Source organism: Lactobacillus sp. 3B(2020) (assembly GCF_013487845.1).
GTDB lineage: Bacteria > Bacillota > Bacilli > Lactobacillales > Lactobacillaceae > Limosilactobacillus > Limosilactobacillus alvi.
The window spans coordinates 2106355-2119921 of sequence record NZ_CP047410.1; the positions used below are offsets into that span (position 1 = coordinate 2106355).

Annotated in this window: 17 protein-coding genes; 7 read left to right on the top strand and 10 right to left on the bottom strand. The window is 41.0% G+C overall.

Features of this window, described 5'->3' with window-relative positions:
* Positions 1–59: 59 nt before the first annotated feature.
* Both GTO83_RS10400 and GTO83_RS10405 read right to left on the bottom strand, forming a co-directional pair.
* Positions 60–857, bottom strand: coding sequence for a transporter substrate-binding domain-containing protein (locus GTO83_RS10400; RefSeq protein ID WP_180871018.1), 798 nt, complete (start codon positions 855–857; stop codon positions 60–62).
* Between the two features lie 92 nt (positions 858–949).
* Positions 950–1273, bottom strand: coding sequence for a hypothetical protein (locus GTO83_RS10405; RefSeq protein WP_180871020.1), 324 nt, complete (start codon positions 1271–1273; stop codon positions 950–952).
* 74 nt (positions 1274–1347) lie between these two features.
* Between GTO83_RS10405 and greA the strand changes: the two genes are divergently transcribed.
* Both greA and pnuC read left to right on the top strand, forming a co-directional pair.
* Positions 1348–1824, top strand: coding sequence for a transcription elongation factor GreA (gene greA, locus GTO83_RS10410; protein WP_180871022.1), 477 nt, complete (start codon positions 1348–1350; stop codon positions 1822–1824).
* Between the two features lie 226 nt (positions 1825–2050).
* Complete coding sequence (gene pnuC, locus GTO83_RS10415) at positions 2051–2800, top strand: nicotinamide riboside transporter PnuC (protein ID WP_180871023.1); 750 nt, start codon at positions 2051–2053, stop codon at positions 2798–2800.
* 287 nt (positions 2801–3087) lie between these two features.
* Here pnuC and GTO83_RS10420 read toward each other — a convergent pair whose 3' ends face one another.
* The 3 genes from GTO83_RS10420 to GTO83_RS10430 form a co-directional block, all read right to left on the bottom strand.
* Positions 3088–3594 carry an O-acetyl-ADP-ribose deacetylase gene (locus GTO83_RS10420; protein WP_180871025.1) on the bottom strand — a complete coding sequence of 169 codons (507 nt, stop codon included), beginning with the start codon at positions 3592–3594 and terminating at the stop codon, positions 3088–3090.
* 5 nt (positions 3595–3599) lie between these two features.
* Positions 3600–5495, bottom strand: a complete 1896-nt coding sequence (locus GTO83_RS10425; protein ID WP_180871027.1) for a M13 family metallopeptidase — start codon at positions 5493–5495, stop codon at positions 3600–3602.
* A 69-nt stretch (positions 5496–5564) separates the two neighbouring features.
* Entirely contained in the window at positions 5565–6101 is a 537-nt protein-coding gene (locus GTO83_RS10430) for a TetR/AcrR family transcriptional regulator (RefSeq protein ID WP_180871029.1), read from the bottom strand.
* A 167-nt stretch (positions 6102–6268) separates the two neighbouring features.
* On the opposite strand from GTO83_RS10430, the gene GTO83_RS10435 reads away from it, so the two are divergent.
* From GTO83_RS10435 to GTO83_RS10450, 4 genes are read left to right on the top strand one after another with little or no spacing between them, the layout of a single operon-like run.
* Positions 6269–6490: a glycosyltransferase gene (locus GTO83_RS10435; RefSeq protein WP_180871030.1), complete on the top strand. Its 222-nt coding sequence runs from the start codon at positions 6269–6271 to the stop codon at positions 6488–6490.
* Positions 6483–7223, top strand: coding sequence for a glycosyltransferase family 8 protein (locus tag GTO83_RS10440; protein WP_180871032.1), 741 nt, complete (start codon positions 6483–6485; stop codon positions 7221–7223). Before GTO83_RS10435 ends, GTO83_RS10440 begins: the two co-directional genes overlap by 8 nt.
* 11 nt (positions 7224–7234) lie before the next feature.
* Positions 7235–8143, top strand: a complete 909-nt coding sequence (locus tag GTO83_RS10445) for a 1-acyl-sn-glycerol-3-phosphate acyltransferase (RefSeq protein ID WP_180871033.1) — start codon at positions 7235–7237, stop codon at positions 8141–8143.
* 3 nt (positions 8144–8146) lie between these two features.
* A complete protein-coding gene (locus GTO83_RS10450) occupies positions 8147–9016 on the top strand; it encodes a glycosyltransferase (RefSeq protein WP_180871035.1) in 870 nt (289 codons plus the stop codon).
* A 195-nt stretch (positions 9017–9211) separates the two neighbouring features.
* Here GTO83_RS10450 and GTO83_RS10455 read toward each other — a convergent pair whose 3' ends face one another.
* The 4 genes from GTO83_RS10455 to GTO83_RS10470 all read right to left on the bottom strand — a co-directional run bounded on the left by GTO83_RS10455 (position 9212) and on the right by GTO83_RS10470 (position 11861).
* Positions 9212–10522, bottom strand: a complete 1311-nt coding sequence (locus tag GTO83_RS10455) for an NCS2 family permease (RefSeq protein ID WP_180871037.1) — start codon at positions 10520–10522, stop codon at positions 9212–9214.
* A 159-nt stretch (positions 10523–10681) separates the two neighbouring features.
* The gene (locus GTO83_RS10460; protein WP_180871039.1) at positions 10682–10852 is read right to left on the bottom strand and encodes a hypothetical protein; all 171 of its coding nucleotides are present in this window, start codon (positions 10850–10852) and stop codon (positions 10682–10684) included.
* Positions 10853–10855: 3 nt separating this feature from the next.
* Entirely contained in the window at positions 10856–11539 is a 684-nt protein-coding gene (locus GTO83_RS10465) for an NAD(P)H-dependent oxidoreductase (RefSeq protein WP_180871041.1), read from the bottom strand.
* 1 nt (position 11540) lies between these two features.
* Positions 11541–11861, bottom strand: a complete 321-nt coding sequence (locus GTO83_RS10470) for a hypothetical protein (RefSeq protein WP_180871043.1) — start codon at positions 11859–11861, stop codon at positions 11541–11543.
* Positions 11862–11944: 83 nt separating this feature from the next.
* Between GTO83_RS10470 and GTO83_RS10475 the strand changes: the two genes are divergently transcribed.
* Positions 11945–12580: an NAD(P)H-hydrate epimerase gene (locus GTO83_RS10475; protein WP_180872181.1), complete on the top strand. Its 636-nt coding sequence runs from the start codon at positions 11945–11947 to the stop codon at positions 12578–12580.
* A 359-nt stretch (positions 12581–12939) separates the two neighbouring features.
* On the opposite strand, the gene efp is transcribed toward GTO83_RS10475, so the two are convergent.
* Positions 12940–13497 carry an elongation factor P gene (gene efp, locus GTO83_RS10480; protein WP_180871045.1) on the bottom strand — a complete coding sequence of 186 codons (558 nt, stop codon included), beginning with the start codon at positions 13495–13497 and terminating at the stop codon, positions 12940–12942.
* Positions 13498–13567 lie beyond the last annotated feature (70 nt).

Genomic DNA, 13567 nt, shown 5'->3' on the forward strand with positions numbered 1-13567 from the left:
CAAAAGGGCCGTAACAAAAGTTCCCCTTTGCCACGACCCAATTCTAGTCCTTATCTGAGTTACTTATTAGTGATATTACCATTAAAGTACTTTTCAGATAATTGCTTTAACGTTCCATCTTTCCGTAATTCAGCCAAGGCCTTATTAACCTTCTTTTGAAGTCCTTTATTATTCTTACCCATCAAAATCCCAATCGATTGTTCCGGAATCTTGTTAGTTGGTACTTCAGCATACTTCAAATCACTTGCACCAGTTGACTTTTGGTAGTAAAGAAAGGCTTCTTTAGAATTCAAAGCCGCTTCAACTCGTCCCTGCCGAATTAGACTCATTGCAGTCGAAAAGTCACTTGAAGCAACAGTTTGGCCCTTAAACTTCTTAACGTTATCAGCATTTGCCGTTCCAGTGGCGGCAGCAATCTTCTTACCTTTAATATCATTGATTGACTTAATGGTTGTATTATCCTTCTTCATAATCAAAGCGGACTTTGAGTAAATGTAAGGGTCAGAGAAAAGATAAGCTTTTTTCCGGTCAGGAGTCATCGCAATGTCGTTAATTGCCATATCCAATTTTTTGGAACCAACTCCGGCAATTAATGAATCCCACTTGGTTGGGACAATCTTTACCTTGTACCCCATCTTCTTACCAAGCTTTTGTGCCAATTCGACTTCAAAACCAGTTAATTTCCCGTTTTCCCGGTAGGAGTAAGGAGCATAAGTTCCTTCCATCCCAACAGTGATGGTTCCCTTCTTAACCAATTGTGGTTGACTGGAATTAGCTTGTTTACCACACGCTGCCAAGCCCACTACCATCAATACCCCGGCAACTGCAATTTCCAAGCGTTTCATCCATTTTTTCATCGGGAAAATCCTCCTTTATTTTTAAAAAACTTACAAATAATAAGTTAATTCTAACGAAAGCCTTAAGAAAGGTCAAGCAAAGGAGCTAAATTTTATCGTCCCCGCACGATTTTTCCAACCGCCTCCTCTAAGCGATCAATCACCGCATCAGCATCCGTTTGGAAATCCGTTACCCAGTCTTTTTCTGGCGTAACTTGGCCTTCCTTTTCACCCATAAAGTCATAGACGACTAATGTTTGGCCTTCAAGCTTAACATCATCATAGTGGCCTTCTAAAGCTTCATCCATAAAGGCCTGAAGAATTTCCTTTACCGCATCTTCAATTACTTTTTGAACACTCAATTGTTCACCACGAACTTGGTGTTGGGCAATCTTCATTGCGACTTCTTCCATGTTTTCTGGTACTTCAACACTCATGATTTTCTCCCTTCCACTTGTTTTTCGCCTTCCATCTTACCATAATTATGGTGAAAACAAATTGAGGTGAAAAAATGACAGAAATTTATTTTCAGAAAATGACCCCAGACGGATATCACGAAATTGAAGCCCAAATTGAAACCCTAAAGCAAAAACGCCCAACGCTAATTGCTCGCCTAAAAGCCGCTCGCGCTTTAGGCGATCTTTCGGAAAATACAGAATATAGTAGTGCTAAACGGGACTTACGTCACTTGGAAAGTCGCCTTCGCTATCTTGATAAACAACTCAAATATGCGCAGATTATCAATCCTCGAAAAGACGAAAAAATTGATCTCGGTAGCTTCGTAACAATTGAGTTTTTAGATGATCATAGTCAAACCGAATACCAATTAGTTGGCCGCCAAGAAGCAAATCTCCAAGCTAACAAGCTCGCTTTTGATTCACCACTTGGTAATGCAATTAGTCATCAACAAGCAGGCGCAATCGTTACCGTTCCTGCCCCTGATGGTAATTATCAAGTTAAGATTCTTAGCATTCGATTAGCTAACTAAGAAGACTAAATTAATCATAAAACTTTTTCAAATTTAAAAGAAAAGGATTTCATTAAAACTAAGGAAGTAACTTCAACAACATATCATTCGATTAATTAACATAAATCCGCTTGTTTTCTAAGCTTAAACTGCTATACTAGTTTTCGTTGTCTTTCAGACACAATATCTTGTATTTAACTCGTTTAAAACACAAGATCTAGAAAAGAGACGAAGAGGATGATGACGAATGACAAATTATATTAACTTCCTAACCCACCAATTAAAAGGTTGGCCCAAGCAGAACTACTATCTATTTTACTTTAGTCTTGGATGCCAATTAATGACCTTAGTTAACGCGCCCATCACTTGGGTGACTGTAATTACTTTTATTGGAACTACCCTTGGTGTTCTATGCGTATTAGCCATCAACGCTGCTAAGTCCGTTAATGGTTGGCTTGGAATTTTATCTGCAATCTGTTTTATCATCGCAGGTTTAAATGCTAAAAACTACCTTAGCATTCTTGAACAACTTGCCTATGTCATTACTCTGGATATTCCAGTCCTTCTTTCTGCTAACTGGAATGTCAATATGGCGGCCAAGATCCGCCACTTTACTGTCAAAAGTTGGACAATTGCAATTCTGGCAACTATTGCGGTTTACCTAGTATCAGGAAGCCTGATTGGCCGTTTTACTGATGATCCCCGGCCGTGGATTGACGCCATTAGTTTCTCAATTAGTTTAACTGCCGGCGTAATTTGTTTCCTTCGGTTTAACAACCAATACTTCTGGTGGTTAGCTTCAGGGCTTGCCCAATTAGTACTCTGGTTTGTTTCATTTCGACAGGGATCCGCAACCCTAGCAATGGCAATTAATAGCTCTATTTACCTAATTAATGATGTTTTAGCCTTTACCATTTCACCGTGGTACAACGAAAAAGAACGACAACGCGTAACCGCTCAAGAAAGTGCTTATGCCAAATCAATTGGCTTAGAATAGTGATGTTTCATGTGAAACAAAAAAGGCCGGGGAGAAACTGAAGTTTCTTCCCGGCCTTTTTGTCATCTCCGAAGGTTACTTAGCAACCACGGTCAAAGCAGTAGCTGAATGGCCGTTGCTTCCCTAGCGGTCGCACCCTTGCATGGGCTCACAAACGCCAAACCAGTTGGCTGGTTCGCTCTAAAACACGGCCTTAACGGATAAGGGCGAACGAAAGGACGATTCTAATGGATCAACCTTCGTTCTGCTTATCCCAACCAGGCTTCAAGGAGCTTTTTCCATTCTCTTTACTTTCTCTTCATAGCACCTAAGTATGCTTGATAGGTTTGTAAATCGAAACAAACCATTGTTACTTCGAGTTGTGGGTACCGCTCTAATACCGCTTTGATCGTTTTCACTGCAACCTTAGCCGCTTCTTCTAGGGGATAAGCATAGACACCCGTACTAATTGAAGGAAAAGCGACCGTTTGGCAACCATTTTTGATTGCTAATTTCAAACTGTTCCGATATGAATTAGCTAGTAAAATTGCTTCATTATGGTTACCACCCTGCCAAATTGGCCCAGGTGTATGAATAATGTAGTGAGCTGGTAGTTCAAAGCCCGGCGTAATCCGTGCTTCTCCAGTCGGGCAACCATGAAAACGAGCACAAGCAACGTTTAATGCTGGGCCAGCTGCCCGGTGAATAGCGCCATCGACGCCACCGCCTCCCAGTAAGGTTGTATTCGCCGCATTAACAATTGCATCAACTTTTTCCTTGGTAATATCGCCAAGTTTAACCGTAAACTTAGCCATGATGATCACCAAATATTAACTCGTTTTTCTGGTGCCAAGTACATCGGGTCACTTGGTTGGATATCGAAGGCTTCATAAAAATCAGCTAGATTCTTAACTTGCACATTTGCCCGTAACTTCTGGGGTGCATGAACATCAATCGAGAGCAACAATTGTTGATATTCTTTCCGAGCCTTCGTCCGCCAAATCCGAGCCCAGTTAATAAAGAAAGCCTGGGCATCAAAACCTGCTTCTTTTTTAGCGGCACTTAGGGCACAACTCAAGCCGCCAGCGTCAGCAATATTTTCGGAAACCGTCAACTTCCCATTTACTTTTTGACCAGCAAACGGTAAACCATCAAACTCATCAATCATCGCTTGCGCTAATTGTTTAAAATGGGCCGCATCTTCTTTGGTCCACCAGTTATTCAAATTCCCGTACTCGTCAAACAAGGAACCATTGTTATCAAAAGCATGGGAAATTTCGTGAGCAATTACGGCTCCAATCCCCCCATAATTTTGACTACTACTTTGTTTCAAACTATAGAAAGGTGCTTGAAGAACAGCGGCCGGGAAAACAATAATATTCTTAAATGGATGGAAATAAGCATTGACCGTGGCTGGGCTCATTTCCCACTTCATCCGATCAACCGGCTTACCAAAATGGGCAAATTGATCCTTAGCAACAACTTTACTCATACCAACTAAATTTTCCAATAAAGGTTTAGCTGGGTTGACTTTTAGTTGATCATAAATTGCCGGAATCTTATCTGGGTAACCGACTTGAACCCCCAAATGTTCAAGCTTCGTAATTGCTTTTTGCCGGGTAGCTGGGCTCAGCCAATCATTTTTCTGTAAACGTTCCTCATAAACGGTAATCATTTGGTGAACCATGTGTTCAACGTCAGCCTTAGCCTCAGCGCCAAAGTATTTATGAGCATAATAACCACCGACTACTTGACTAAAGATCCCATTCGTAAGACGATAAGCATACTTTTGTTGGTTTGGTGCTTCTTTATTTCCAGAAAGTGCCCGACCGTATTCACCGGCAAGAATCCGGAAGTCATCACTTAAGAAACCAGCTTCCCCCGTTACCCGGTTAACCACAAGCCAAGCCTTAAATTCGGCAAAATGGCCGGTCAAAATATCGTTTAAAGCTTCATAATAAGCTGGTTCGGTAACAATAATTTGGCTTGGCTTTGTACCTACTAAGCTTGTAATCACTTGTCCTAATTCCAGTTGATCAGTATGGGCGACAAAGTCAGCAAAGCTTTGCGGATTGTACATCTTACTGTAGTCTGCTGTCTCTTCACTACTCTTAACATGAGGGACAATTAAAGCATCAAAAGCAACTGCTTTTTCAATCAGTTCTGTAGCCTTTGCTTCTTGGTAACCGAGCTTCACCAATAATTTCAAAACCATTTGTTTCCAAAGAGCTAATAATTGTGGTCCCTGAGGATTATCTTTAGCATAGTAGGTTTTATCTGGCAAAATCAATCCCGGTGCACCCGCAAAAAGTGCATTTACCGTTGCATTTTTCATATTGGCATCAACATCAAAGCTAACCGGTGAAGCGTCACCTTCAAGTACCCAGTTAACAAGGTGTTCCTGTACATTTTGATAGTTTTGTAGGTTTTCAAGTTCTCCTAACCGCGCTTTCAAAGGAGCCGTTCCTTCTTTTTCTCGCCGCGCAAAATCCTTCGTTAAGGTATAAAATTTAACTGCTTCTGCTAGCTTAGCATCAGTTGGCATTTTCTTTTCCATTTGGTCTAAATCGGCCATTAAGGTTTCTTCAATCTCATCAACCAAATCATTGAAGCCACCGGTTGCGGGCTTATCAGCTGGAATCTTAGCTTGTGCTACCCAATCACCGTTTACTGCTTCATATAAGTCTTGACTAACAGCCGTTAAATCTATACTCATTATTTCCGCCCCATTCTAAATAAAATTGTAATCTCATTATAGTCAAGTTTTCATGTGAAATAAAATCATCTATCTCAGAACCTTATTAAGGGCCGCTCGAAGATGTTTGACTTCAGTTTCCGTTGGTAATCGATTATGTTCAAAGCAATAGGTAAAGATTTCAATAAAAACATTGCTAAGAACATTAATTTCTAGTGATGAAAATTCTCCATCAATGTCCAATAAAGCTTGTGACATTAGTAATTGTAATCGTTCACGAAAATTAGCTTGTGCAGATCGAATTTTCAGGAGCGCCAAAACTTGTTCACGATCAACCAACATTTCCTTAACAACAGCACTTTGGAAAAGTAAGATAACCGATTTTTGTTGTCGCAAATACTTGAGTCGTTCCCGAGAAATGGCTTCAAATTTTGTTAGTGTTTCATCAGCTAATCGGCGTGCTAAATCATACTTATCCTCGTAGTAATTATAAAAAGTCTGGCGATTAATCATTGCTCTTTTAGCGATTTCAGTCACAGTTTCCGTCAGAAAGCCATGTTGATTAACTAGCATCACAAAAGCATCAACAATTGCCTTTTTTGTCCTCTGCGTCCGTAAATCAGCCATACCTCTTCCCTCCAATTTTCCTCCAATTTATAAGTTATCGTCAATGTGAACGACAGCTTGTCCTTGCTTGTCATTTATCGATCGGCATTACCATTTTTGTCGTCCTTTTTAATAATTTAATTTTATATAATTAAATTATAAATAATCGTTTTGAAGGAGATATTACCATGAATAACATTAGCTTACCAATTGTTCCAATTTTCTACGCTACCGATGATAATTATGCCCACTATTTGATTGTATCACTCACTTCGTTAATTAATCACGCTAATCCAAATGACCACTATCATGTTCATATTTTATACCAAAAGCTTAGTCCCAATAATCAGCAATTACTTCGTCAATTGACTCGCCCTAACTTAACGATCTATCTAGATTCCAATGCGTAAACGGTTGCAATTCATTGAGCGTGAACACCTTCCTTTACGCGGTGATTATGAAACCCTTACCATCTACTATCGCCTTTTCATTCCGGAAATGTTTCCTGAATACCGCCGAGCAATTTACCTCGATGTCGATACCATAATTCAGAGAGATCCTCGTGAACTGCTAGATTATCCCTTAGAAAATTATTTATTTGCTGCCCATCAAGACCATGTTGCTCAAAAATATCCTGAAACAATTCGGTACGTCCACAACTACCTTGGCCTTAAATTAAAACACTACTTTAATTCTGGCGTGCTACTAATGAACCTGGCGCAATTGCGCGATGAACATTTTACTCAACAATTCACTAACCTTCTCAATACGTACCACTTACCTTTTTGCGCTCCGGACCAAGACTATCTCAACATTCTCTGCTATCAACGAATTCTGACTCTACCAGCTACTTGGAATGCTCTGCCACCGATCCGACCTGAAGACACGCTTGTTCATGACCCAGCAATTATTCACTACTGCTTTTTTGACAAGCCATGGCATTATCAGAATATTGCTTATGATCAATACTTTTGGAACGCCGCATCCCAAACCACATTGATGAATGAACTTCTCCAAGAACAACGGTCCTTTTCCTCGGATAACCACCAACATGAAGAGATCGCTTTGCACCAACTACTTGCCCATGCTGATAGACTTGCAAATACTCTGCCTAGTGTTAAGTCGCTTAACCTAATTTCTTAGGAGGCTCCTCTATGATGAATGGAAATTCAAAACAAGCGGTACTCGAACGAATCTACCAGGCCACTCTAACTGGTAACTTTCATGCTAAGGTCGAAAATGACCCTTACTTATCACCCCAAGAATCCAAAACTTTAGTTAATGCTTTTTGGCAAAACAAACATTCATGGCAAGGCCACTATCGTAATTTACTAGCCAGATGGTTTGCTAACCAGGCCTCTGCTTGGCTAAATCGTCAGACGGAATACGTCGGACTAAACAATTTAAGAGCCATTCATAGCGGTGCTATTATTACCAGTAATCATTTTAATCCTCTAGAAAATACCGCTGTTCGCCAAGCCATCCGGCAAGTAGGACACCAAAGACTATTTATTGTTAGTCAGGATACTAACCTTGCCGACCGAGGGCTAATTCGCTATCTCTTTTGGAATTACGATATTCTGCCAATTATTTCTAGCTACCCATCAATTGATTATATGGGGCGTACTTTCCCTCAATATCTCAAAAATGTCCTTCAAGAAGGACACTGGATCTTAATATATCCAGAACAAGAAATGTGGTTTAACTATCGCAAGCCCCGCCCCCTTCAACGCGGAGCATACTACTACGCTGCTACCAATAATGTTCCAATTATTTCTTGTTTTGTCGAAATCAAAACTACTTCCCAAATTAAGAACGTTGAGTTTTATCAAACCAAATACCGAGTACACATTCTTCCCCCGATTTATCCCGACCCCCAACTATCTCCAAAAGAAAATTCCCTTCGTATGAGAGATCGTGATTACCAACAAAAAAAGCAAGCTTATGAAGCCGCTTATCATGAACCGTTAACCTATACTTGGGAAGCTAATGACATTGCCGGATGGCGAGGACAGCCTTTGGCACCACTGTCATATCAGGATGAATCAATCGGAGTTAATTAAGCCATGCGTAATATTGTTTTTTGCGGTGATGATCAAATGCTTCAAGGTCTTACTATTGCTATCATATCCTTACTCCAACATAGTTCAGAACCCTTAAACATTATTGTCGTTACCGCTCAAGCTGATCCTCGTTACCGCCCACTAACCAACCGCCAATTATATCCCATTAACGATTACCTTTCTAATTTTGGTAGTCATCTTAAACTAGTCGACCTTACTAAACAAGTACGACAAGCCTATCCCATTGCAAATCAAAACTCGATTTTTACTGTTAATTGTATGCTTCGTTTATACTTAGACCTACTGCCTAATCTCCCTGAACGGTTCCTTTATTTAGATACCGATATTATTTGTCGCCGTGATTTTACAGAATTATATTATCAGAATCTCCATGGCTACGATCTAGCCGGTGTTTTAGATTATTACGGAAAATGGTTTTTTCATCATCACTTAACTTGGCACGGATTTGATTATCTTAACTCTGGTGTCCTCCTTTTTAATACTCCACAAGCAAAAAAAGATCGGCTATTTTCGCGTTGTCGTCAGCAATGCCAAAATACTACTATGTTTTTACCGGACCAGACTAGCTTAAATCGGTTTGCTCGTAAAAAATATCTTAATCATCGGTATAATGAACAACGTCGGCTTCACTCCAATACCGTCTTTCAACACTTCACAACTACGTTCCGACTTTTTCCGTTCATTCATCCCGTCACTGTTAAGCCATGGCAACTTCGACAGCTTCATCAAATCTTACACATCTACGAGTATGATGAACTCATTCAAACCGCCCAAGAACTCCTCAAAAGCCAAAAAGGGAGCGGAAGAAAAGCTCCTCAACGGTCTGGTTGGAATAAACAGGACGAAGGTTGATTTATTAGCATCGTCCTTTCGTTCGCCCTTATCCGCTAAGGCCGTGCTTCGGAGCGAACCAGCTAACTGGTTTGACCGTAGTTACTGAGTAACATTCGGAGATAACAAAGAGGCTGAGAAGAAACGCGTGTTTCTTCTCAGCCTCTACTTGTTTGTTTATATTCCTCGAAACCGTGGCTAATCCATTTCTTAGCCCTAACCGACCGTTAATACCCACATAAAGATAATAAAAATAAAGAAGAGTCCATACATAATCGGGTGAACTTCTCGACCCCGCTTGGCTGCAATCATGCAAATTGGGTAAGTAATTAATCCTAAGGCCATCCCATCTGAAATACTATAAGTTAATGGCATTCCCAAAACAATCAAGAATGAAGGAATAGCAACCTCCAAATGTCCCCAATCAACATATTTCAATGATTGAGCCATCAAAACTCCAACAATGATCAAAGCCGGCGCTGTTACTTGGTCCGTGACCACCGTTAACAATGGTGAGAACAACATTCCAAATAAGAAGCAAATTCCTGTCACAACAGCGGTTAATCCTGAACGACCACCAACTGCAATCCCGGCAGATGATTCAACATAGGCCCCCACTGGTGAAGTCCCTAGTAATGACCCTGCTAACATCGCGGTTGAGTCTGACATTAAAGCTTTCCCAACCCGCGGCATTTGGTTATTCTTCATGAAACCTGCCTGTTGGGCAAGTCCAACTAAGGTCCCAGCAGTATCAAAGAAGGTTACCAATAAGAAAGTCAAGACCACAACCCACATTTGTGGAGTACTGATTTCTCCAACATGCTTAACAGCAACCCCAAACGTTGGGGCTAAACTCGGTGCACCAGAAACTAAGTGTGCTGGCATTTTAATCAAGCCCGTTACTAACCCCAAAATCGAAGTTAAAAACATCCCGATAAAGATCGCTCCCGGAACTTTCCGGATCATTAAAATTGCCGTGATGATCAAGCCAAAAATGGTTAACCACGTTGTTGGCGTTGTAAAGGATCCCAAGCCAACTACTGTTGACTTGTTAGCAACGACTAGGCCCCCTTGGTGAAGCCCAAGAAAAGCAATAAATAAACCAATCCCACTAGAAATAGCATACTTTAAATCGCTCGGGATGGCATTGATAATCATTTCCCGAAGCTTAAAAATAGTGATCAAAAGGAAAATTAACGAGGCAACGAATACCCCTGACAACGCCGTTTGCCAGTTAACTCCCATCCCAATTACAACTGAGTAAGAGAAGAAAGCGTTGATTCCAAGTGCCGGAGCCGTTGCGATCGGATAACGAGCCAAAAAGCCCATCAAGAAACATCCTAAAGCACTTGCTAATGCTGTCGCCGTAAAAACGGCTCCAGTATCCATCTTAGCCGCTCCAAGAACGTTTGGATTTACAAAGAGAATATACGACATGGAAATAAAGGTTGTAATTCCTGCTAAAATTTCTCTCCGTACGGTTGTACTAAGTTTATCCAATTCAAAATAGCGATTAAGCCAAGCCACAATCTTTCTCCCTTTCTATTTTACGAACAAAATCACAAAAACTATCTTATAATATTCGTTTAGCTTTGTAAAGAAAAGCTGGAACTTTATTTAAATTTTTTTCGCTAATCATCAACCAAAGGTGTGTTTTTCTTTTCTTTAAACGATAATTGTTCGTCTTTACCAATTCCGTTTACTCCACGCTCGGCCATCAAGCTCGCCTTCTGCTCGATCAATTCTTTCGGCTTGCTCCTTCAACACCCGCCTTAATTCACTCAATGTCACTTGATCAAGGTAACCAGGGAGGCGCTTTGCTAAATCCTTAAGGGTTTGATCTGTCCACTCATCCATAATTCAATATCCTTCTGTTTCTCGAACTAATCGTAAGTTATCATTTAAATCGTCTAATTGTTCTTGCTTCATTGAAAGCAACGCCGCTAGTTGCTGTAACTCTTGCTGAGCTACAGTATCCTTAGTATTAGTTTGCATGGTTGCCAGTTGTCTGGTTAACCAAGCCACGCGGTCTTTGAACCGGACTGGTTGTGGCAGGCTAAGATATTGCTGATAGGCTACCGCTAATTTTTGGCGGGCTGTATCGCTCTGGTAAGCAAATTGACTAACTACGAGTGGCGATAACCACTTCATTTTCGTTGCTAAAGCAAGTCCTTGTAGAGGTCGGAGATATTCATCAATCGTAAAAGCCTGTCTTTGACCACTTTGAAATTCCCGAATTGGTCTCCCTAAACTAACTACGACCCCAAGTTCTTTTTTAACTAATCGATCGTGGTGGGGACCAAGTAGTTCTTCGTCAAACACTTCATCCAGCCATTGTTTCATCAATGCTGGCACGCTGTACCAATAAAGCGGAAATTGTAATATTAACCGCTCGGCTTGCCAAATTAGTTGCTGTTCAGTAGCAATATCAAATGGTGCTTCAAGTTCATGAAAAGTCGCCCAGTCTTTACCAACTTGTTTTAAAAAGGGTTGAGTTTCTGAATCTGCCAATTCTGGATGGCCAATTACTACTAATGTTTTCAAATTATTTCTCCATTAAAGCTTGTCCTTGTTTTAAAGTATCAGAAGCGACCTCAACAGTTAAGAACCTTTGCATTGGGGTTTCGCTATGACGATCTTTAAAAGCCATTGCTTCTGCTTTAAGAATTAATACCGTTAAATTATTCTCGGTGAGCATTAATTGCCCGGGATGGGTAAATTTCCCCTTTGTATGTTTTCCGATTCGCCAAGTGTGGATCTTAGCGGATCCTTCGTTGTCAAATTTAATTTGATACTTTCCAGAATTATCCATTTCAACTGGTAAACCATAAAGTTTTAAAACATCATACTGATTTTTCTTACTCAATTTAAATCAACCTCGATTCCAATAACTGCAACCGCTTTATTTCGTGGTAAGATAGTAGTACCAACATCTAGAAAGGGATGAAACTGATGACAAAAGTTGTAACCGCAAAAGAAATGCGTGCCCTTGATCACCATACCATTAATGAAGTTGGGATTCCGGCCCTCGTACTAATGGAACGGGCAGCACTAGCAATCACTGATCATATTTTAGCTTTACCAAAGGAAAAACGCCATCAAGTCGTAATTGTTGTTGGTAACGGAAATAATGGTGGTGACGGCTTGGCCGTTGCTCGTCTTTTGCACTTAGCCGGGACCCCAGTTAAACTACTCTTTGTAATGCCACCGGCACAAGCATCCGAAGAAAATCGGGTTCAACAACATACCTGTGCCTACTACCAAATTCCAGCAACCACTGATTTAGCCACGCTTAAAGACGCAACATTAATTGTTGATGCGATCTTTGGAATTGGGATTGATCGGGAAGTTACCGGCCATTACCGGGAAGTTATCGAAGCTATTAACCAAGCACCTGCTCCAGTCGTTGCAGTTGACATTCCTTCCGGTTTAAATACTGATACTGGAGAAGCAATGGGTGTGGCTGTTAAAGCCGCTTCAACCGTTACCCTAGCATACCCCAAAATTGGCCTTACAACCCCCGACGGCGAAGAGTTTGCTGGTCGCATTGTGATTGCTGATAAAGTTGGGATCTATGATATCTAGCCTCAAAAGCAAATAATTAAGATTTAAAAAACGCAAACCTAAGAGGTTGGGAAAAAAGCTCCTTGACGGCCTGGTTGGGATAAGAAGAACGAAGGTTGATTCATTAGAATCGGCCTTTCGTTCGCACTTATCCGCTAAGGCCGTGATTTGGAGCGAACCAGCCAACTGGTTTGGCGTTTGTGAGCCCATGCAAGGCTGAATCGGTTGGTGCGACCGCCAGGGAAGCAACTACCATTCATCTACTGCTTTGACCTTAGTTACTGAGTAACCTTCGGAGATGAAAAAGGGGCTGGGAAGAAACATGGGTTTCTCCCAGCCCCAAAGTTTGCGTTTTTTGTATCTAAAAGCTTTCCTCTAATCTATGCCCGAGACTTGTAAGCACCATCAGCAGTGTTGACAATGATCTTATCCCCATTCTTAATGAAGGCTGGGACGTTAACAACCAAACCCGTGTTCAGGGTAGCTGGCTTACCACCACCATCGATGGTTGCCCCTTTAATTTCAGGTTGGGTGTCCACAACTTCAAGGGTAACCGTAGCTGGTAATTCGACCCCAACTAATTCACTCCCAACAAATTCCATCAAAACTTCCATGTTTTCGACCAAGTACTTCTTTTCGTTAGTAATTTGAGTTTGGTCAATTTCGTATTGTTCGTAAGTTTCGAGGTCCATGAAGACAGAAGTGTTACCTTCGTCGTAAAGATATTGGGCATTCCGCTTATCAACATTAACTTGTTCAACCTTTTCGGATGGCCGCATCGTTGTGTGGACAATTGAACCAGAACGTAGATCTTGGATGTCCATTTGCATCAAAGTATTCCCCTTACCCGGCTTGTGGTGGTTAATTTGCAAAACTCGAAGCAACTTACCATCACGTTCAAAAACCATACCTTTTTTCAAGTCAATCGTTTGAATCATTGTTTTATCTCCTTCATTAAATGTAATTTCTTCCGTGGTTGTCATCACACAACCGTGGCATTCTTTACAA